This is a genomic window from Pseudomonas sp. LARHCG127 (genome assembly GCF_052871455.1).
Map to the genome: position 1 here is coordinate 48,730 of NZ_JBIXJT010000012.1, position 18,240 is coordinate 66,969.

Annotated in this window: 21 protein-coding genes, 1 tRNA gene and 1 pseudogene; 8 read left to right on the forward strand and 15 right to left on the reverse strand. The window is 56.4% G+C overall.

The annotated features are described in order from the left end of the window. Nucleotides 1-40: 40 nt before the first annotated feature. From ACIPQ1_RS20260 to ACIPQ1_RS20270, 3 genes are all read right to left on the reverse strand, one after another. Nucleotides 41-856: a suppressor of fused domain protein gene (locus ACIPQ1_RS20260; RefSeq protein WP_446534690.1), complete on the reverse strand. Its 816-nt coding sequence runs from the start codon at nt 854-856 to the stop codon at nt 41-43. Further along, complete coding sequence (locus ACIPQ1_RS20265) at nt 853-1,950, reverse strand: sterol desaturase family protein (RefSeq protein WP_446534691.1); 1,098 nt, start codon at nt 1,948-1,950, stop codon at nt 853-855. The genes ACIPQ1_RS20260 and ACIPQ1_RS20265 overlap by 4 nt, the downstream gene beginning before the upstream one ends. 126 nt (nt 1,951-2,076) lie before the next feature. Then, a complete protein-coding gene (locus ACIPQ1_RS20270; RefSeq protein WP_446534692.1) occupies nt 2,077-2,565 on the reverse strand; it encodes a GNAT family N-acetyltransferase in 489 nt (162 codons plus the stop codon). A 95-nt stretch (nt 2,566-2,660) separates the two neighbouring features. Between ACIPQ1_RS20270 and ACIPQ1_RS20275 the strand changes: the two genes are divergently transcribed. Further along, the gene (locus ACIPQ1_RS20275; RefSeq protein WP_446534693.1) at nt 2,661-3,227 is read left to right on the forward strand and encodes a nucleotidyltransferase family protein; all 567 of its coding nucleotides are present in this window, start codon (nt 2,661-2,663) and stop codon (nt 3,225-3,227) included. 6 nt (nt 3,228-3,233) lie between these two features. Here ACIPQ1_RS20275 and ACIPQ1_RS20280 read toward each other — a convergent pair whose 3' ends face one another. From ACIPQ1_RS20280 to ACIPQ1_RS20290, 3 genes are all read right to left on the reverse strand, one after another. Further along, entirely contained in the window at nt 3,234-3,680 is a 447-nt protein-coding gene (locus ACIPQ1_RS20280; protein ID WP_250964964.1) for an NUDIX hydrolase, read from the reverse strand. Between the two features lie 75 nt (nt 3,681-3,755). Continuing rightward, a complete protein-coding gene (dapF, locus tag ACIPQ1_RS20285) occupies nt 3,756-4,559 on the reverse strand; it encodes a diaminopimelate epimerase (protein ID WP_446534694.1) in 804 nt (267 codons plus the stop codon). A gap of 112 nt (nt 4,560-4,671) precedes the next feature. Next, nucleotides 4,672-5,481, reverse strand: a complete 810-nt coding sequence (locus tag ACIPQ1_RS20290; protein ID WP_446534695.1) for an MmyB family transcriptional regulator — start codon at nt 5,479-5,481, stop codon at nt 4,672-4,674. Nucleotides 5,482-5,597: 116 nt separating this feature from the next. On the opposite strand from ACIPQ1_RS20290, the gene ACIPQ1_RS20295 reads away from it, so the two are divergent. Beyond that, nucleotides 5,598-5,927, forward strand: a complete 330-nt coding sequence (locus ACIPQ1_RS20295; protein WP_446534696.1) for a DUF2834 domain-containing protein — start codon at nt 5,598-5,600, stop codon at nt 5,925-5,927. 40 nt (nt 5,928-5,967) lie between these two features. Here the strand turns inward: ACIPQ1_RS20295 and ACIPQ1_RS20300 are convergent, their stop codons facing one another. Beyond that, nucleotides 5,968-7,128, reverse strand: coding sequence for a PDZ domain-containing protein (locus tag ACIPQ1_RS20300; RefSeq protein ID WP_446534697.1), 1,161 nt, complete (start codon nt 7,126-7,128; stop codon nt 5,968-5,970). A 268-nt stretch (nt 7,129-7,396) separates the two neighbouring features. On the opposite strand from ACIPQ1_RS20300, the gene ACIPQ1_RS20305 reads away from it, so the two are divergent. Then, a complete protein-coding gene (locus tag ACIPQ1_RS20305; protein ID WP_446534698.1) occupies nt 7,397-8,446 on the forward strand; it encodes a S1C family serine protease in 1,050 nt (349 codons plus the stop codon). A 34-nt stretch (nt 8,447-8,480) separates the two neighbouring features. Here the strand turns inward: ACIPQ1_RS20305 and ACIPQ1_RS20310 are convergent, their stop codons facing one another. Together ACIPQ1_RS20310 and ACIPQ1_RS20315 are read right to left on the reverse strand one after the other, a co-directional pair. Then, complete coding sequence (locus ACIPQ1_RS20310; RefSeq protein ID WP_411385260.1) at nt 8,481-9,041, reverse strand: GNAT family N-acetyltransferase; 561 nt, start codon at nt 9,039-9,041, stop codon at nt 8,481-8,483. A gap of 49 nt (nt 9,042-9,090) precedes the next feature. Continuing rightward, nucleotides 9,091-9,672, reverse strand: a complete 582-nt coding sequence (locus tag ACIPQ1_RS20315; RefSeq protein ID WP_446534699.1) for a hypothetical protein — start codon at nt 9,670-9,672, stop codon at nt 9,091-9,093. Between the two features lie 127 nt (nt 9,673-9,799). On the opposite strand from ACIPQ1_RS20315, the pseudogene ACIPQ1_RS20320 reads away from it, so the two are divergent. Then, a pseudogene (locus ACIPQ1_RS20320) lies at nt 9,800-10,765 on the forward strand (DMT family transporter). A gap of 16 nt (nt 10,766-10,781) precedes the next feature. Here the strand turns inward: ACIPQ1_RS20320 and ACIPQ1_RS20325 are convergent. From ACIPQ1_RS20325 to ACIPQ1_RS20335, 3 genes are all read right to left on the reverse strand, one after another. After that, a complete protein-coding gene (locus tag ACIPQ1_RS20325) occupies nt 10,782-11,423 on the reverse strand; it encodes a helix-turn-helix domain-containing protein (RefSeq protein ID WP_446534700.1) in 642 nt (213 codons plus the stop codon). Next, nucleotides 11,420-11,752, reverse strand: a complete 333-nt coding sequence (locus ACIPQ1_RS20330) for a type II toxin-antitoxin system HigB family toxin (RefSeq protein WP_434574816.1) — start codon at nt 11,750-11,752, stop codon at nt 11,420-11,422. Before ACIPQ1_RS20330 ends, ACIPQ1_RS20325 begins: the two co-directional genes overlap by 4 nt. Before the next feature lie 158 nt (nt 11,753-11,910). Next, the gene (locus ACIPQ1_RS20335) at nt 11,911-12,138 is read right to left on the reverse strand and encodes a zinc ribbon domain-containing protein (protein WP_186707235.1); all 228 of its coding nucleotides are present in this window, start codon (nt 12,136-12,138) and stop codon (nt 11,911-11,913) included. A gap of 208 nt (nt 12,139-12,346) precedes the next feature. Here ACIPQ1_RS20335 and ACIPQ1_RS20340 point away from each other — a divergent pair, with 208 nt between their 5' ends. After that, a complete protein-coding gene (locus ACIPQ1_RS20340; protein ID WP_446534701.1) occupies nt 12,347-13,162 on the forward strand; it encodes a DUF1206 domain-containing protein in 816 nt (271 codons plus the stop codon). A 10-nt stretch (nt 13,163-13,172) separates the two neighbouring features. Here the strand turns inward: ACIPQ1_RS20340 and ACIPQ1_RS20345 are convergent, their stop codons facing one another. Next, a complete protein-coding gene (locus tag ACIPQ1_RS20345) occupies nt 13,173-13,670 on the reverse strand; it encodes a nuclear transport factor 2 family protein (protein WP_446534702.1) in 498 nt (165 codons plus the stop codon). A 212-nt stretch (nt 13,671-13,882) separates the two neighbouring features. Continuing rightward, complete coding sequence (locus tag ACIPQ1_RS20350) at nt 13,883-14,392, reverse strand: NUDIX hydrolase (protein ID WP_446534703.1); 510 nt, start codon at nt 14,390-14,392, stop codon at nt 13,883-13,885. Between the two features lie 416 nt (nt 14,393-14,808). Between ACIPQ1_RS20350 and ACIPQ1_RS20355 the strand changes: the two genes are divergently transcribed. Then, nucleotides 14,809-15,822: a hypothetical protein gene (locus ACIPQ1_RS20355; RefSeq protein WP_446534704.1), complete on the forward strand. Its 1,014-nt coding sequence runs from the start codon at nt 14,809-14,811 to the stop codon at nt 15,820-15,822. Nucleotides 15,823-16,017: 195 nt separating this feature from the next. On the opposite strand, the gene ACIPQ1_RS20360 is transcribed toward ACIPQ1_RS20355, so the two are convergent. Then, nucleotides 16,018-16,107: transfer RNA gene (locus tag ACIPQ1_RS20360), tRNA-Ser, on the reverse strand. 307 nt (nt 16,108-16,414) lie between these two features. Here ACIPQ1_RS20360 and ACIPQ1_RS20365 point away from each other — a divergent pair. Next, nucleotides 16,415-17,104: a crotonase/enoyl-CoA hydratase family protein gene (locus ACIPQ1_RS20365; protein ID WP_250962581.1), complete on the forward strand. Its 690-nt coding sequence runs from the start codon at nt 16,415-16,417 to the stop codon at nt 17,102-17,104. Between the two features lie 353 nt (nt 17,105-17,457). Continuing rightward, entirely contained in the window at nt 17,458-18,180 is a 723-nt protein-coding gene (locus tag ACIPQ1_RS20370) for a 1-acylglycerol-3-phosphate O-acyltransferase (protein ID WP_186707232.1), read from the forward strand. Nucleotides 18,181-18,240 lie beyond the last annotated feature (60 nt).

Below are 18,240 nucleotides of genomic sequence, written 5' to 3' on the forward strand. Positions count from 1 at the left end.
GCGTTCGCCATGGTTGGCCTTTGGCCGATTCCCTCTGTCATCACACCACGCTTGCCCGATGCAGACTGCTCAAATGCCCAACGCCCGCCGCCTGCAAACGACTCACCAGATCCTCCCGTGCCGCTCGCCCACCCGAACGCACGTACTCAAGCTCCGCCGCGGTGATCAATACCACCGGCACCAATCTGACCGGGGACAATGGCATATCCTCCAGTAGGGTCGGGAAATCCGGCGCCGGGGCACCGAGCAGGACGCCGGTGGAGTCGTCATCGGTCACGAAGTGTTTGGGCAATTGGTCGCTCATGTGGTGCGATTGGCTGAGCCCGGGAAGTTCAAGGGACAGCGCCCCATACTGGTCGAGTTGGTGGGTGATGCCGCCCGCGTCGGCCACCGTCTTGGCGACGTGTTCCACCAGTTCGAATGCCCAACTGCCCTTGAAAGGATCGACCTCGCCCACGGGGCCACGGGCGTGTTCGGGGATGTCCGCGGTTTCGACGAACAACTCCATTTCGAAACCGTTGCCCATGCCTTCCGTATCATCGAATGGATCGGACAGGCCTTCGGTGGCGAGGATGATCGTCTCGCCACGGCGAACCACGCGATAGGCCTGGCGAGTCGAAGGCCAGTACGGGCCGCCGGAAAAGGTCGGGCTGATCAGGTAGGCAAGGACATCCCGCTCGACCGTGCCGACAGCACTCCAATGACGATCCAGACACGCTGCGCCGGCTTCCCGGACGGCCAGATTGGCGGCTTCAGCCTCAGTCAGGTCGACAAGTTCAGGGGATTGCGGCGCGGGCTGGTCGCCATGGGTTTCAGGGGTACTCGATGAACCGAAGAGCTTCTTGAAGAAATTCATGGGCGTTCCTTGCTGGGTTTTCGCTCGGCTTCATCGGTATCAACACTCGCTGATCCGAAGGCAGGCGTCGGGGGCATTGTGGCGTGTGGGCGTTGATATGAAAACGCTGGCAGGCATTTGCGAGCAGTCTCGACGAAGGGCGTGACAATTAGGCTATACAGCGTCAGGTAGCGCTGCCGGTCCTGTTCCCCAGTGCCGAAACGCAAGGGCTCGGGCCGAGTGCTGGTGACATAGAGCGTGCCGAACATCCAATCCCACAGCGACAGGTTGACGCCAAAATTGCGGTTGAAATGACGCGGGGCATCGCTGTGGTGGATCTGGTGTTGGGCCGGGCTGTTTAGCACATGTTCCAGCGTCGGGCCGAAGGACAGCCAGACATGGGTATGACGCAGATTCGCCGCCAGGCTATTGAAAATAAACACCAGGTACGTCACGCCGAACAACGTGTAACGGCTGATCTCACCACCACAGGCGTACCAGAAAGCACCCGCGAAGAGGCCCAGGCAGGCAGTGACGCCAAGCTTCTCGACGATCTTCTCGACAAAATGCACCCGGCTCGCCGTGGCCGGTACCAGCACGGGTGCCGAATGATGCACCTTGTGAAACGCCCAGAGCCAGCGCGAGTGAAACGCCCGGTGCGCCCAGTAATGGACGAAATCCTTCACCAGGAACACCCCCAGCCCATAGAGCAATGCCAGCGAAAGGTTCTCCCCCAGGCGCGGACGCGCGCCCCACAGATTATTGAAAAAAACCGAATAATCTCCAGAGCGCAGGATATACGGATCGACCAGATGGACAATGGGCAGCACCAAGGCAACCTTGAGAACCGCCTGGACGAAGTAATAGCGATAGTCCAGCAGCGCCGAGCGATGCAGATTCACCCGGCCACCACCGATGAATTGCCAGAACGAACGAGCCTCGGTCAGGCGACGGCGCTTCCTGTAACGGAACAGGCTATAGGCGACGCCGTAGGAGGCACATAGAAACAGCACTCCGAACCGGCCGTTCAGGTTGAAAATGCTGAGGAATTGCTGGGTGATGGGTGCGATTACCCATGCGCTCAGGTGGTGATACACAAGGGAAAACGCATCCACGAACGCCAGCCTCTGCCGAAGGAGCGGTATTGTAAATCAGTCGCGTTGGGCGAGCTTGAGTTTTCAACCTTTTTCCGGAGTTGGCTGCTCAGAGCAAAATGCACTAGGACGCGTCAGGGAAAGAAATCATGCTTGACCCACTCTACCGCGACGCATGTGGATGAGTGCGGTCCTACGATGATCTGGAGAAACTCGCTCTTCAACAGCAAAGGGCAAAAAACCCAGCTTTGGATAAAGCAGCAAGCCGGCCGTGTTTTCGTTGAAGCACGATATCTGCACCTCAGTGGCGTCGTAGCAGTCGAACGCCAAGGCAGTCATCGTTTCCACAAGAAAGGTTGCAACACCTTTGCCTCGAGCCTCTTGGGCGACAATGACATTACCGATACAGCAAACTCCACCGGTTTCAGCCCTATAGAAATTAGCAAAGCCAACGACACGGTTCTCTGCTTCGATGACCGTCGAATCGAATCGTTGAGCGATAGCGCCAGACAATTGAGCTTCAGTCAGTGGGTATCGAGCCTTCGGAAACATATAAAACAGTTCCCGAGCGTCCAGCACAAAGCTGCAGATGGTCTTGATGTCATCGGCCGTCACTGGCCTGCTTTGCAATGTCATTGGGCCTCCTTGAGATTGATGCGTTTGGTATCTTAGATCACCTGATTTTGCTCAGACATCTGCCGGGCGCCAGGATCGATTCCAAGAGGATGAATATGACATTGACGGTCGAACGCTTGGTCGAAATAGCAATGACCAATCCAATCAACGGACAAATCACTTCGCGCTTGCCTGCACTCGGTTTAAATCAATGCATGCTCACGGCAGGCTGCCTGTTCCAAGCCGTCTGGAATCATCAATCGAAGCAACAGTCCTCTTGGGGCGTTAAGGATTACGATGTTTTTTACTTTGACCCGGACCTGTCTTGGGAAGCCGAGAACGAAGTGATCAACGCCGCCCAGCGACTCTTCCAGGACCTCGACGTCAACATCGAGGTCAAGAATCAGGCTCGCGTCCACCTCTGGTACGGTCAGCGGTTTGGCAAGCCTTATCCTCAGCTTCAGTCGGCCAAGGATGGCATTGATCGTTACTTGATTGCGGGCACGTGCATTGGGCTGGATGTTGAAACCGGTGAGGTCTATGCGCCCTTTGGCCTGGACGATATCGAGCAAGGCTTTCTGCGTATCAATCCAAATAATCCGCAGCCGGATTTGTTCGATGAGAAGGCGAAGAGTTATCAGGCTCGCTGGCCGTGGCTCAGGATTGTGGATGCCTTTCGCTGATTCTACTTATTCCAGGAGCGAAGCCGACTTGAGCAAATCGTAAAGTCCTTCAGGCACCAGCGGTGACAGAGCCGTGAAGCTGTCACTGGAGCACCACGTGGCCTTGAACGATGCACCGTCGCTTTCAAAGCCTTCCAGCCAGGGTTGTTTGTAGAGATCGGCGTCGTCAAACCTTGCATCGTAGACTTGGACGATCTCGTGCCCAGGCTTGCCGGCGTAGGTGAAAATGCTTTCCAAGGTGCCAATCAATCGAAGGTCGCTGATCGAGGCACCCAGCTCCTCTTGCACTTCTCGGACGATGGCCTCATAGCTTCTTTCGCCGAACTCAATACCACCGCCAACGGGACGAAAAAACATCTGTTTTTTATTGGCATCGTAAAACCGGTTGACCAGTATTTTTCCGTGATGATGAAAGATACAAAGAGCGAGGGGCCTAATGCGTTGCTCCGACATGAATAAAACTTCCTTTTGATTTAATGATGCACAACGTCCTGCGAATATCAGTATCAGGGTTTAAACACCACCCACTCAACCTTGACTCATCGTCCCCGAAAAACTTGCCTCCACCGGCCCGACAAGAACGACCGCACCCACGCCATCCCACTGAACCGTCACGCTTCCGCCATCACATTCAACCTCGACGGTGCTGTCCAACAAACCACGACGAATGCCGTTAACAACCGCAGCGCACGAGCAGGATCCCGAACCTAGCGCAATACCCGCCCCACGTTCCCAGATCCGCAGCCGTATATGGTTGCGATCAATGATCTGGACGAAATGAACGTTGGTCTTGAGAGGGAACAGCGCGTTGGTTTCGATGGCCGGACCGATCGTCGCGATATCAACACTGGCCAGATCATCGACAAAATAAGTGCAGTGCGGATTACCCATGCTGCACGCGGCAGGACTGCCGGCCAGTGGCAAGGCGGCGGTGTCCAGTTCTTGCGCTAAAGGAATGTCCGACCAGCCGAAAAGCGGCACGCCCATGGCGACGGAAATGTCGCCGGTTGGAGTACGCTCGCAAGTCAGCAGACCACGGTTAGTGCGCATCACCAGCGAAGTAGCATTTGCTTCGCGCATCAGCAGATCCGCCGCTCCTCGCGTCGCGCTGCCGCAAACATCCAGCGGGGAGCCATCTGCGTTCCAGAACATCACCCGCGCATCGGCATCGTCGCAATCGAGCAACACCGCGAGCTGGTTGAAGCCAACGCCCCGGTTCCGATCCCCCATTCGCCGAGCCATGGCACCTGTCATCGGATTGGCCGAGTTTCGCGAATCGACAATAACGAAGTCATCGCCATTGGCATGCATCTTATGAAAGCTCAGTGACATGAAAACGCTCTGCCGGAAATGGAATTACCGTAATAAAAAATGCAGGTTGCCTGAGCGTTCCGGACATACAACATGATTCGATTGAGTGACAGTTGCATGTATTCATCCGTGATCAGGGTGAGTGTTGCGTCTTCTTATATGCCGTCGTCATGACCTCCCAGGTTCCAGTGTCGGCAGGAATCAGATGCTCGATACGCAATGAGCTCATCGTGATGTCGAGTGGCATACCGAAGGTGGTGAACGTCGACATGAACTTAAGCTCACCCTGGGAAGAGTCGACTCGCGTCAGCAGCAGCGGAGGCAGTTCGTTAGCCAGCGCAGCGCTGTGTGGGGCCGGCAGGCTCTTCAGGATCTCAGCCAGCGCCGGATGACTCAAGGCTTCCCTGGATGCGCGTTGCCAAGCCACTAATCTTATTTCCTCGGCGTTACTCAGATGATCACCCAAGCCACCGGGTTGCAGCAGTGTCACCAACAGGTTAAGTCCCTCTGCCGCCTCTCTGGCAAGACCCACCAGATCGAACAAGACTCCCGCGCTGGCGTTGGCGGCAAGGATGTCCCATTGAGCATCCAAGACAATTGCTGGGGCGGGGTTATTGGCGTGAAGGATGTGATCAATGGCAGCACGCACCACCTCCATTGTCGATGATGTGAGCGGCGTCGTTTCGTAGCGAGGGGCGTAGCCGCTGGCGAGGAAGATGTCATTGCATCGTTCCAAAGGTACATCCAGGGCAGTCAATAAGTTGTGCAGGGTGCCGGGACTTGGCTTCGCGCGTCCCGTCTCGATGCAACTAAGGTGACGCTGAGATAGCCCTGTTATCAGCGCGCAGTCCAACTGACTGAGTCCGGCCTGTTGGCGCAAGTGACGCAGTTGGGCACCGGCCGAGGTTGGCGGCGTTGTTCGAGAGAAAGGTCGACTGGTCATCCGTTGACTCTGGCATTGCGGGTGAACGGCGTCGATGACCTCAGAGGTCATTGAAACCATGAAGGTCTAATCACTAGCCTACCTCCCTGATCAACGAACTTGTCCAGGGAGGCAACTTGAAGAAACCTTACATCGCACTGGTGACATTGCTGCTTTTTTCCGTGTACACGGCGAGTACTTTGTTTCTCGCCGAGCAATCGCTCCTGGCATTCGGCCTCGGGCTCATGTCGCGCCCAGACACCGCGCAGGTTGTCATCGACCTTTATCTGCTCGCTTGCATGGCGTGCGTCTGGATGTACCGGGACGCACGCTCGAAAGGCCGGTCGCTCATATCGCTGCTGCCTTACTTCCTGATCACGGCCATCTTCGTATCAGTCGGTCCACTGTTGTACATCGTCGTCAACGGACTTGGACACCAATCGTCGCTGACAGGTACTCATGATTAGCCAGTTCCTCAAGTCATGCACCGCAGCGGACAATCACAGCTCACGGCCAATCAACAAGCACCGCTTTCGGATCCCCCTGGCGCATCTGGGCCAGTTCGGCATCCGCCTTGGATTGCGTCGCGTGGCAGAACTCGAAGGCGTTCTGGGTCTTGCCGGTCGGCCCCTTGGCTTCGGCCATGCACACCACGGCGCCCGGTGTGCAAACGGCGCTGTTGAGTTTGAAATCACCCCAAACGCCGGGCTGTTCCTGCTTCACCTTGGCGATGTAGCTTTTGAGCGAGGGTTGCATGTCGCTCGCGGCACCGGCGATCAATTTGACCGGGCTGACCGCAGCGCCGTACGTATGCTGAGTGGACAGTACGGCGGTGCAATACATGGCTGCAGCCGGGACCACAGCCGTGGCACCGTTGGCCATCACCGTAGGCGTCATCGCGACTTGCGTCCCACCAGGCCCCACCAGAACCGGAACGATGCTAAACGCGTTGTTTCGCCAGACCTTCAGGTTCACCCGCGAGCCGATTGGCGCTTTGGCAACGGCCACCCTGAAATCGATTGAATCGGCGATAAGCCCGTTATCCACGGCCACGATCACGTCTTGAGGCAAGATCCCGGCCTGTTGCGCACCGCTGCCCGGAACAGTCCCCTGCACCACAACCCCGGCGGGGGGCGCTGACAGCGCCATCGCCCGCTTCGGATCGATGGTCTCGATGCTGGCGCCGATCCTGCCGCGAGGTAAATTGGCCGGCTGGCAGCCTTTTTCAAGCCAGACCTGGCTGGCCGCTTCTTTTCGAGCCGTGGCGACCTGCTTCAGGATGGGCTCCACGCTCGCTTGGTACATCGGCACCTCGCTGAGGGACATTTCGATGTATTCACAGGATTTGGAGCGATACCCGTCAGGCGTTTCCCGGGTCACCAACTGCTGCAGGTCAATGGGTGGCAAGCCTAGGGGGGCGGCAACGGTGGAGGTTGCGGGGGAGACGCTGGCAGAGTCCGCACTGGCGACCGATGAGACCACGTAGGCGCCGGCCGCAAGGCCTGCTGCACTGGTCATCATGCTGGTGTCGACGCCTCCCATGGGCAGCAGCATCGCACCGACTACCGCCGCCTCACCGAGACCGCCATCAGAGGCACAGCCAGCCAAGGCAGTGAGCGAAAGTGCAACGGCAAGCCTGGTGCTTGATTGGAAGGCAGATGCGGACATTTCGCTTCTCAGTGATTGATTCCAGTGGATCGTGCCGCATCATGGCAAAGTGCCTTTCAGTTGTATATCGAATGCACATTTGGCCGGATGCCATCCGTCTCAATCACCACGACAGCGAAGTGCCTGGTTGAGGTTGGACAGGATGATGGCCAAATAGTACCTTGCCTGGACCTGCCTGAACGCCACGACCTCAGAGAAGCCCATGTCGACAAAATGCCTTGCCGCAATACTGGTGCTCTCCCCTCTCCTGGCGTCTTGCGTCAACCCGATGTACAGCTCTGCCGAGCGAGCCGAAACGGCGGAATACCTGCGCAAGGTCAAGGATCCGGCGACCTACTACGCCATGGATTGTGAAACGTTCCTGGCGACCAAGCGGGGCTGGGAAACGCATCCGAGCATGGCGGACGATCCCGTTAACCTGGTGATCCAACAAGTCGCCAGACAACGCGATTGTTCAGCCGGTAGCGCTCCAGCACCAGTTGCCGCTGCGGTGTCACCGACGCCCGGGATGTCCGCGGCAATGCCCGCATCGGAACCTAATCAGTCTGGGGGCTTGGGCCTGCACATCACCAGCGTTACACCGGCGGTGGCTCAGCAATTTGGCTTAGCCGCTACCAGCGGCGTATTGGTCGTGAGGCCAATGCCAGGAAGTGGCGCGGAAAAAGCGGGCATGTTGGCCGGCGATATCGTTTTGCAAATTGCCGGGACCCCGGTCAACAGCCCGGCCGAGCTGACCGCTGTCGCCAGTCGTATTCGACCTGGCTTCGCGGCGCCGTTGAAGGTGTGGCGCAACCGGGCCCCCATCGACGCGTTGGTGGAAATGGGCGACTCATCGGGCTTGGCACCCTTGGTAGCGCTTGCACCTGCGGCAGCCGCCGCGCCGACGCGCCCCCTGGCCGCTCCCGTGACATCGCCAGCAAGCAATAGCGCGGCCAATACTTCGTTCTGTTTTGCCCTGTTCGAGGCCAGGCAAGTCCAGGGGCTGAGCGACTATCCATCAAGGGGCCTCATCACCGCCGTCTGGCAAGGCCCGGCACTGAGCGGCACACCGGCTCGCCTCGCCATGCCGGAGTTCCAGGCATTCACTCGGTCCCAAGGCTACGACGTAAAAATGCAACCGATGTTCTGCCAGCCAATCGGTACCAGCGAACAGTGCCAGGCGCTGGGGTCGGAGAGTTTCATGCTGACCGAGCGCAGCTTTACCGCGATGGTCAATTGCACCGAAACCTTGCAGGGCGTGGAAACAACGCGGGGTCTACTGTTTAAACAGTGGCCTTATCTGCAGACCACCCCGTGGCGTCCGTTGGCGAGTCAGTAACTGTCTCGATGGGTGGCTCTGGCCGGCGTGGGAATCAGGTGCTCGATGTAGCTTTCGCTTTAAGCCACGCCTCACGCGTCATTTCCCAGACGTCTTTAAGCAACGGCCCACAGACAAATTCCCCCTGCTGCGTCCCGATCATGCGCATGCCTTCGCGCTCCGACACCCTGCGCGAAGCCAGGTTGCCCACGGCCTTGGGCACCTGCATGACGGGGCGTTCCAGGGTTTCAAACCAATAGGCATTGATCGCCTCGCACGCCTCGCGCATATAGCCTTTCCCCTGCCACTGCGGTGCCAGCCAGAAACCGCGGTTGTTGCCTGGCTGATCGTAGAGGCTGATGCTGCCGATGCTCTGTGCCGAGTCCTCGGCAATACCGATCATCCAGTGCCACTCGCGCCCGGCGGCGACAGCGGGGAGCGCATGGTCGCGCACGTAGGTCAGCGCGCCGTCATCCGGGTACGGCCAGGGCACGCGGCTGTCCAGGTAACGAACCACTTCCCAGTGTGGGAATAATCGTTGAATCGCCGGTGCATCCGCCAGTTCAAGGGGCGTGAGGATTAGGCGGCGGGTTTGGAAGGTGGGGATGGGGTCCATGATGAAGATTCCTTTTCAAACGTTATGGCGTCCTTGAAAAGTTTTCACGCTACAAGTTATCCGTGATCCTGCACAGCTTGCTGTCCTCCAAGGATAAAGGGGGAAGCTCGGCCGTTTTCACGGACAGTTGCTTGAGGGTGACCGTGCACTTGAAGCGCCCCGCGGCCTCCAGTTGGTAATCCGCCCCTGCTTTAGGGACAAAGCGGAACATGTTGTAGCATTGAGCACCGATGTAATGAAAAGCGATGGGCTGTCCGGCAGGCACCAGCAGCTCAGTCATTACCGTGGAAGATGAATGTTTGTCGTCGTCTGGCATGCCCAGTCGTTCGCCGTTGCGATTGGCGTAGCCATCCCGGAACGCCACCATGACGCCCGCGCCCGGCAGGCGGAAATCCACACAATCGGACTTGGGTACGGCCCTGACCATGCCATCGCTGATCACCCGCAAGCGTGCGGTCTCGCCACCGTCAGGCGTTGAATAAGGGGTGGAGAAAGAGCGGACATCCGACAGCGCTCCGCAGCCGGTGAGCAGCGTCAATAAGGTGAAGTTCAAGGCATGTCGCAGGACGCGGTAGGTAGTGCCCGGGCAAATATCAGTCTGGGAAATGAGGGGGTGTGGCGATTGGCTCACGATGATGCTCCATGCGGGTCAGATATCCAGGGCCAACGACGGTCAAGAGGAACGCGATGTCAGCGCGAGATTTTATAGAGGGTTCAGGGATTGGCTGCAATAGCCGACGTACCGGGGCGCACGCCTGATGATCCAGGCCCACTCAAGCCTCTTCATCGGATTGGCCCTCGCGGTGGTCGCGACGCTGAGCTGGGCGTTGAACTTCATTGCGCCCTACGTCACCGGCGCCTACACGATCTATGACTTGATGATCGTACGGTTCCTGATCGCCGGTGCCCTGGGCCTGGCTGTCGTGCTGCTCTATCGGGCCGAGCTTCGGCGGCTGCGTCGCAATCAGGTGCTGCTGGCCGCAGGCCTGGGCGTGATTGGCTACCTCGGCTATAGCGCCTGCATCGCCGCCGGCATCATCTTCGGCGGGCCGGTGCTGACACCGGCCTTTATTGGCATGGTGCCGGTCTTGCTGGCATTGCTGGGCAACGCCACGACCAAAATCCTCCAGTGACGCAAACTGACGATCCCACTGATGTTCTTGACGGTTGGGCTTCTGCTGTCGAATCTCGGCGCGGTCCATCAACCCGTTGCAAGCGACGGTTCCTGGCTGATGGGCTTGTTGTTTTCAATCGGTGCCGTGATCTTGTGGCTCGCATTCAGTTGGGTGAACCAGCGCGCCCTGCTAACACTGCCACCCCAGGCGTCCGGCGCCTGGACTGGCCTGATGATGACTGGCGCCGGCATCGGCACTTTGTGTTTGTTACCGGCAGTACAAGCACTCGACCTGCTCAAACTGCCGAGCCTGGGTTTTGCTGTTTCCGTCGCAGGGCCTTTATATCTCTGGGGGTTCGTGATTGCGCTGATGTCATCCGTTGTCGGGGCCTGGGCCTGGAACGCCGCGTCCCGGCGTTTGCCCATGGTGCTTTCCGGGCAGCTGATCGCCTTGGAGTCGCTGTTCGCAACGCTACTGGGCTTGTGGTTTCATCATCGGCTGCCGACACTCCTGGAGATGTCAGGTCTTGCGGCTGTGCTGGTTGGGGTGGTCATGGGGGTGCGGATCATCCTCAACTCGCGTGGATCGACAACCAACGCTGCCCCTTGATCAGCAGATGATTGCCCTACCCCTTGTCCAGCCCTTTGGCTGTCTTTCTGCGACCCTTCGAAGTCACCACTTTGTATTCACCGGCACCGGCCTCTTCCACTGAATATGCGGTCAGGGAGTCCTCGTGCAAAACGTAATGGGTGGAAGTTTTACTGACAGGAAGAGGGACAGTTTCGATATGAGCGGCCACCTTTGCAGAGGCCGCTGGCAAGAAAGCGCTCGGCTCCAGCGCAAACCGCTCTGCCAGCGCGTACGCCATCTTGTGACTGATAGGCCGATCTCCATTGAGCACCTTGGACACCGCCGTTTTATCACCGATTTCAGGGAGGTCTGAACCGGTGAGCCCGAGCGTCTCCATCAAGTCCTTGATCAACTGCACAGGTGTGCAGCTCGCCTCAAAGGCAGCATTCGATTCGCTAAACTGGTCGGAGTCGCGCTGATAGGCCAGGATTTCGTCCTCGAGTTCAACGAGAATCCTCTCCTCGGTCCTGCTCAGCTCGCGCCCGTCGGTAAGCGCATCGAGCAGGTCCGTCGCACGCGCATAGTCGGCAGGGGTCTTGATGCCATGCACAAACTCACCGCGCAGGCGATCCAGTACGGCGTGTAGCTCGCCAAGCGTCGCGATCACGGTTTGAAAGTCGTTCCGGGCTGCGCTCATCGTCTTACCCCTTTGTTTCTTGCATACCAGCTGTTGGCAACGTCGTAATCGGCATGCGTGTAGATGTGTTTGACGTAGAACTTCTGCCGGGCATAGTTGACGCCGCCTATCACCCTGAGATTATTGCCGCCTACGTCGATCACCACCCAATTCATCGCCGCTCTGGGCTTGAACAAGTCGACACCGTGCGTACCGAATAGCTTTTGCAGGTCGGCGAACGCCTTGGGACGCGCCATCCTCAGAATGCGCAGGCATCGATCAAGCCCGGCCTTGTCGTTGGGGTACAAAATCGCAGCGTCGTCAAAACGTGATGGCGTGAGTATATCCATGGGCTTCCTTGTCTTTGAGCCGATGGTACTCTGGTTGTGTTTTTTCACAACTCCATTTTATTGGCGATGGCGGGACTCATGCTGTGGCGAGCCGGCGACTTGGCCGGAAGCATTGGGCCAGATGAGCCAGGACATAAGCCGACGATCACGGAGACCGATCACCGTAAGATCAACACCGCCGCCACCGCAATCACGGCCACCACGCCAAAGACCATCCGCGCAACCCACGGCGCGGTGAGCCAGACGCCGGTCACCCCGGCAATCTGCCCCACGTTCTTCTCGGTCAGACGGAAACTCGGCTCCCGGAACGGATTGCCGCAATGTGGACAGGCGTAGGCCTTGTCGGAAATTCGGGATGCGCATTCAGGACAATCGATCAGACTCATTTGTGCGACCTCAGGATGAGTGGAATTTCGGCTCTTCAAAGACTGCTTATATGCAGTTTTTGTTCGGGATCAAGCTTAGCCCTTGATTAGCGCTATGCGAAAACGAACGGCTTCACAAAAAATCACAACCGTGGACACGCGGACACCAATCGAACCCCTCGCAATACCATGGGTCTGCTCCTGTATGACCTCTTCGGAATCTGCTCCTATGTCCCCACACCAAAGCCTCGTTTTACTGGCACGAGGCGGCTATGCCGCTCGGGGCGTTATTTATCTGATCATTGGCATCTTCGCTTTGCTGGCGGCTCAAGACTCAAGCAAATCGAAAGATAGCCACAGCAGCCTGGAAGCATTGTTAAGCCAGCCCTTCGGCCATGCTTTAGTCGGCCTGGTGGTGATGGGACTGCTCGCCTTCGCCGGATGGCGCGTGCTGCAAGCAACGCGCGATGTAGACCATCACGGTAAAGAGCTTAAAGGCTTGGTCATTCGGGCAGGTTTGCTGGCAGGCGGCTTGGTCAACGGCGCACTGGCGTTTTTTGCATTGGGCTTGCTACTCAGCAGTCTTAAAGGCTCAGGCGATTCCGGAGGGGAGCAGACTCAGGATTTACTTGCGCGCCTATTGTCCTGGGATCATTCAAATGTGTTGGTTTACGTCATCGCGCTGATACCGCTTGGCGTGGGCATCGCTCACATCATCAAGGGTTGGAAAGCCTCGTTCGAGAAATACTTTGAAGCTGACGAAGACGTCATGCAGTATGTGCGCCCGATGTCGCGGATCGGTCTGATCGCCAGAGGCATCGTCTTCATTGAAATAGCCCTGCTGCTGATCATCAGTGGCTCGACTTATAAAGCCATGGATCCACCCGGCATGAAAGACGCCCTCGATGCACTGCAAAACCTGCCGGCCGGTGGCGTGGTTTTAATGGTGATGGCGTTGGGGCTGATCGCGTTTTCGGCCTACAGCTTTTCCGAAGCGGCCTGGCGCAAGATCAACATGGATGTGCCTGGAATGTCGGATACATAGCGCTTACTGATTACTGCACAGGTTGTACGCGACGCATAAGATCGTTCAGCACGTAGGTGTCCAGAAAGGCTGTTACCTGAGTGATCTGGCCACTCTTGAAGGTCATGTGCCAGAGATAAGTATTTTTATAAGGCTTGCGATCAAGGGCGGTGGCTTCGCCATTCCACAGGACGACCACTACATCATTTTCGGCAACGATGCTTTGGACGGCGGGAATAATAGGTGTCGCCAGCCGGGAGCTGACCAGTCGTACGGCTTGCTCAAGAAAAGCCGCCTTGCTGTTGTACACCCCGGAAACAGGACTTGAACCGGCCACGGTCCATGTGGCGTCGGGTGCCAGCAAATCAAAAACGCCGCCTTTGCCTTGTTTCCAGTTTGCGAAGGCCTGACGGACCAGCTCCGTATTGGCGTGTTGGGTGTTTTCCGAAGCCCAGACGTTGTTCGTTGAAAACACTAGAAACAGCGCAAGCGCCTGGAGGCGCCAAGCAAAACTTATCCATGGGGTCATGATGTTTTCTCTCAGCAGTGCCGTCGATCAAAGGTTCTTTAAGGAGAACCTTAACGGCATGTGCCCGGAAGCTTTTGCCTGATACTGCTGCGAGGTTGCCCGATGCTGCTCAATATATCGGATGCATGTGGCGAGGCTTCAATACATCGAAAGCATTGAGTTCGAAAATTACTATGTTCGACAGTGCGTTTGTGTGACGTCCCCGGCCAACGCTAATTCTCTATTCCAAAAGGATCATTGAAATATAAATCCAAGGGATCAAAAAACCAGTTGGTGTTTTGTCCTGCTGTCATTTCAGTATTGTGATGCGCATTAATATCAGTCGCACTTACCCAAATCACTTCATCAAACGGCTCGTCCAACGGATTAGCCGGTCGTTTTATCGATCTCATAAGCCTCGCTCTCTGACCATAATTTGCATCTATGGCCGTGTGGTGCTGAGTAAGCATCAAAGTGAAGAAAGTCCGATTATGGAGGGGGTTATGCTGATCGTAATAGGATGCAAGCTGCACGGGTTGATTCACATGGGCTTTGGGAAGAGTTTTAATGGGATATCCGGTTTCTTCCGCGCATTCGCGCAAGGCAGCATCACGGGCATTCTCACCTACGTTGAGGGTTCCTCCAGGCAAGTGCCAACCTTGACGTTGGCCTCCATTGCACGCCCCTCCCCTTCCAATCATCACATTCTGGTTGCTATCCAAAACAATCAAATAAGCTTTCATGTCATCATAAACTCAAGGAAGATCAAGACAACCGCCTCCTGGGATAGAAGGACGCGAATGAGCGGAACATGGGGCAAGCTCAAGATTAAAATAAAAATGTAGTACATCCCAAGCAATATACAAATCCGGAACATCGCAGCCGCCAACCGAGTGCTAATTGCCCTTACGGCCCGCCCCTCAAATCTACCTTGCTGTTCTGACGCCAGAAACCGAACCCACTTCGACAGCGATCAATTACGATTCTCAGACGCCAGCAGATCAAGCATTGTGCCGTTGCCTTGTTACCCGTCCAACAGTGAATAGCTCGTCAAAAATACCGTTCATCAGAAAAAATAGAACAAAAATGAACTTTTTAAATCAGGCACTAAACTCCGCTTCAGGTAAATGGCATGAAGCGCTCAATAGAGGGAAACTTAATGAAAACTGCCTTTTTCATTTGTCTCTGTTTTTTCTTGGCTGGTTGTACCACCGCTCGCCTTTCAACCCGAAGCCTTGAAGCAGAAGAGCGCATCGTTACGGGCATAGAAAAAGAATTATTGCTCGATGGTCGCCTTCAGAAAGTACGCATCATCTGTCCTGAACCTAGTCCTGATGCATTAAAAACGATAGCGGCCTCGGGGAGCGCCTCGAAAGCGGATATCGCTAATATTTCTGCCGCCTATCAAGAGTCAGGGGCGAATATAGGATTGCGAACTCAATCCATTCAACTGCTGCGCGACCAGCTCTTTTCCATCTGTCAAGCTTATGCAAATGGGGCAATCTCGAACGAAATGTATCAAATGTATCTCACTCGAAACCAACGCAACACTGTCGCGATTCTAGCCATAGAACAGTTAACTGGCGCGGTGAGAGGTCCTAATGTGGTGCTGAACAGCAGCAGCTCGACCGCAGACAGCCATTACCTTATGGAACAAGCATCAATTATAAAGGAAGCTAAGACTAAGCTAGCCGCTATGAAAGCAGACAGCGACGAAGCCAAAACTATGCAAAGCAATATCAAAGCAATGGAAGAACAACTAAAGCAAACACAGGAAAAAATGGTTCAAACAACTAGCACAGGCTCTTCAAATACCATTATTCAGACACCTGACACGAAAAATAGCGTAATTGCGATAGCAGGGGCTGTTGAGCGGATAACTGAGATGACGACTTGGACAAATGATTTATTTTATATATGTCTGAATTCCTACGCTAACCTCCCCCCTAACCGACGTCCGCCCGAACTAAATAGTGCCTGCGGTGAGGTTTATAAAAACTTAGCCCAAGCCAGTCTTTATCAATTAAACAACATGATTAATGCCCCTGCCCAATCCGCCCCTAACAGTGCAGCCCCCACAGACCCGAGAGACAAGCCGAAAATTTCATTTCCACTTGGTTTCCCCCTCAACCATAAAAGTCGTATTCGCATGCAGGTAGATCCGGGCACATGAAGAGAGGGTAATCAGCCCGACAACATCGTTTGACGGAATGTATCCGAGCTGGTTGACGCAGATCCGCCGTCGGTCCCCGCTTCAACGACCCTCCCTTTGGAGAGCCCTCTGTCGCGCGGGTCCCTCCAGCACAAATCCCAAGCAACAAAAAAAACCCTGAGCCTCACGCCTCAGGGTTTTTTTGTATATCGAATTTGGCGGTGAAGGAGAGATTCGAACTCTCGATACAGTTTCCTGTATACACACTTTCCAGGCGTGCTCCTTAAGCCACTCGGACACTTCACCGTATCTCGCCAAACTGTTCAGTCTGTCGAGGCGCGCTAATGTAGTCGAAAGCTTTTCCGATGGCAAAGGTTTTTTTCAGAATTTTCATGCGGTTAAGCTTCGTCGGGCATTCAAACGCGCTTGGGCAGGGCAAACCGGCCAATCTTCGGGGTTGCGTGGGTACTGCTCTATAGATGAAGGCGTGGCGGGATGGGCGGGCCAGGCTGTTTGTCGAGCTTGGGGCTGACCGGTGAGTCAGTCACGGCGCTTTACCTGGCCTGCGGCGGTGGGTAACGTCTGCGACACTTCTCTTACAAGGAATAGCGTCATGAGCGACTTGATTGCCTACCATCTCGAAGACGGTATCGCGACCCTGACCTTGAACAACGGCAAGGTCAATGCCATCTCGCCGGATGTGATTGCCGCGTTCAACGCAGCGCTGGACCAGGCGACGGCGGATCGGGCGGTGGTGATCATTACCGGGCAGCCGGGGATTTTGTCGGGTGGTTACGATTTGAAGGTGATGACTGCCGGTCCCAAGGAAGCGGTAAGCCTGGTCACGGCTGGCTCGACACTGGCCCGTCGCCTGCTGTCGCACCCCTTCCCTGTCGTTGTCGCGTGCCCTGGGCATGCGGTAGCCAAGGGTGCGTTCCTGCTGTTGTCGGCGGATTACCGCATTGGTGTCGAAGGCCCGTTCAGCATTGGCCTGAACGAAGTGCAGATTGGCATGACCATGCACCATGCCGGTATTGAGCTGGCCCGTGATCGCCTGCGCAAGTCGGCGTTCCACCGTTCGGTGATCAATGCCGAGATGTTCAATCCCCAGGGCGCCGTGGATGCCGGTTTCCTCGACAAGGTGGTGTCGGCCGACGAACTGCAGGGCGCTGCCCTGGAAGCAGCGCGTCAGCTGAAAAAAATCAACATGTCGGCCCACAAGAACACCAAGCTGAAAGTTCGCAAGGCGCTGCTGGAAACGCTGGACAGTGCGATTCTGCTGGATCAGGAGCATATGGGCTGACGCTCACAAATCACCCAAACATCATTGTGGCGAGGGAGCTTGCTCCCGCTCGGCTGCGCAGCAGTCGTAAACACTGCCAGCCGTTTTTCTGATGCTCCGTGTTGAATGGTTTTGGGGCTGCTGCGCAGCCCAGCGGGAGCAAGCTCCCTCGCCACAGATGAGCCTTTCCTTGGTGCTGGGCTTTTTCCTACATGGGCCGTTTAAAAATCCGCAACCGCTCTAGGACGCTTCTGGCGCACTATTTAGAAACATGTGCTTAAACATCGTCCATTTTCTACCTCTATAGGGGCAATTGCTGAAAACAGTGCACGTCCGTACACTGCGCCACCTTTTGTCCCGACGGGGCCCTGTAGATGCTGTTTGTATTGCGTATGTTGTTGATGGGCCTGCACTTTGTCCTGGCGGGTGTGCTTGGGGTGATTCTGGGCCTGTGCCGCCCCTTCAATCCGGACAACAGTCGTTTGTGCGCCAGGCTCTACGCGTTGCCGGCCATGTGCATTTTGCGCCTGCGGGTCCGGACGCAGGTCGACACGCTGGTGAATAAGCCCAACGGCTGCGTGATCATCGCCAATCACCAATCCAACTATGACCTATTCATGTTCGGCAACGTGGTGCCGCGCCGTACCGTGTGCATTGGCAAGAAGAGCCTGAAATGGGTGCCGCTGTTCGGGCAGTTGTTCTGGCTGGCGGGCAATGTGTTGATCGACCGCGGCAACGCGATCAAGGCGCGACAATCGATGCTGACCACCACTCATACGTTGCAGCATGAGGACACCTCGATCTGGGTCTTCCCGGAAGGCACGCGCAACCTGGGCGAGGACCTGCTGCCCTTCAAGAAAGGCGCATTCCAGATGGCCATCGCCGCCGGGGTCCCGATTATTCCGGTGTGCGTCAGCAGCTACATCAAGCACATGCGCCTCAATCGCTGGCGCAGTGGCGACATTCTCATACGCTCGTTGCCGGCAATTCCTACGGCCGGACTGAGCATGGATGACATGCCCCGGCTCATCGCCGAATGCCGCGAGCAGATGCGCGAATGCATCGCGACCATGGACCGGCAGTTGCAAGCCGCGTGAATGGAAAACCCGCCCTACGGCGGGTTTTCTTTTACCGCCGAACTCCGCAGATTTCACTGA

Bases quoted from the DNA above. Each gene is read 5' to 3' on its own strand.
- ACIPQ1_RS20305 (WP_446534698.1), top strand. From the start codon at position 7,397: ATGTACAGCTCTGCCGAGCGAGCCGAAACGGCGGAATACCTGCGCAAG.
- dapF (WP_446534694.1), bottom strand. From the start codon at position 4,559: ATGTCACTGAGCTTTCATAAGATGCATGCCAATGGCGATGACTTCGTT.
- ACIPQ1_RS20345 (WP_446534702.1), bottom strand. From the start codon at position 13,670: ATGACCCCATGGATAAGTTTTGCTTGGCGCCTCCAGGCGCTTGCGCTG.
- ACIPQ1_RS20355 (WP_446534704.1), top strand. From the start codon at position 14,809: ATGAAAACTGCCTTTTTCATTTGTCTCTGTTTTTTCTTGGCTGGTTGT.
- ACIPQ1_RS20310 (WP_411385260.1), bottom strand. From the start codon at position 9,041: ATGGACCCCATCCCCACCTTCCAAACCCGCCGCCTAATCCTCACGCCC.
- ACIPQ1_RS20350 (WP_446534703.1), bottom strand. From the start codon at position 14,392: ATGAAAGCTTATTTGATTGTTTTGGATAGCAACCAGAATGTGATGATT.
- ACIPQ1_RS20325 (WP_446534700.1), bottom strand. From the start codon at position 11,423: ATGAGCGCAGCCCGGAACGACTTTCAAACCGTGATCGCGACGCTTGGC.
- ACIPQ1_RS20275 (WP_446534693.1), top strand. From the start codon at position 2,661: ATGACATTGACGGTCGAACGCTTGGTCGAAATAGCAATGACCAATCCA.
- ACIPQ1_RS20270 (WP_446534692.1), bottom strand. From the start codon at position 2,565: ATGACATTGCAAAGCAGGCCAGTGACGGCCGATGACATCAAGACCATC.
- ACIPQ1_RS20335 (WP_186707235.1), bottom strand. From the start codon at position 12,138: ATGAGTCTGATCGATTGTCCTGAATGCGCATCCCGAATTTCCGACAAG.
- ACIPQ1_RS20370 (WP_186707232.1), top strand. From the start codon at position 17,458: ATGCTGTTTGTATTGCGTATGTTGTTGATGGGCCTGCACTTTGTCCTG.
- ACIPQ1_RS20280 (WP_250964964.1), bottom strand. From the start codon at position 3,680: ATGTCGGAGCAACGCATTAGGCCCCTCGCTCTTTGTATCTTTCATCAT.
- ACIPQ1_RS20300 (WP_446534697.1), bottom strand. From the start codon at position 7,128: ATGTCCGCATCTGCCTTCCAATCAAGCACCAGGCTTGCCGTTGCACTT.
- ACIPQ1_RS20340 (WP_446534701.1), top strand. From the start codon at position 12,347: ATGTCCCCACACCAAAGCCTCGTTTTACTGGCACGAGGCGGCTATGCC.
- ACIPQ1_RS20260 (WP_446534690.1), bottom strand. From the start codon at position 856: ATGAATTTCTTCAAGAAGCTCTTCGGTTCATCGAGTACCCCTGAAACC.
- ACIPQ1_RS20365 (WP_250962581.1), top strand. From the start codon at position 16,415: ATGAGCGACTTGATTGCCTACCATCTCGAAGACGGTATCGCGACCCTG.
- ACIPQ1_RS20290 (WP_446534695.1), bottom strand. From the start codon at position 5,481: ATGACCAGTCGACCTTTCTCTCGAACAACGCCGCCAACCTCGGCCGGT.
- ACIPQ1_RS20330 (WP_434574816.1), bottom strand. From the start codon at position 11,752: ATGGATATACTCACGCCATCACGTTTTGACGACGCTGCGATTTTGTAC.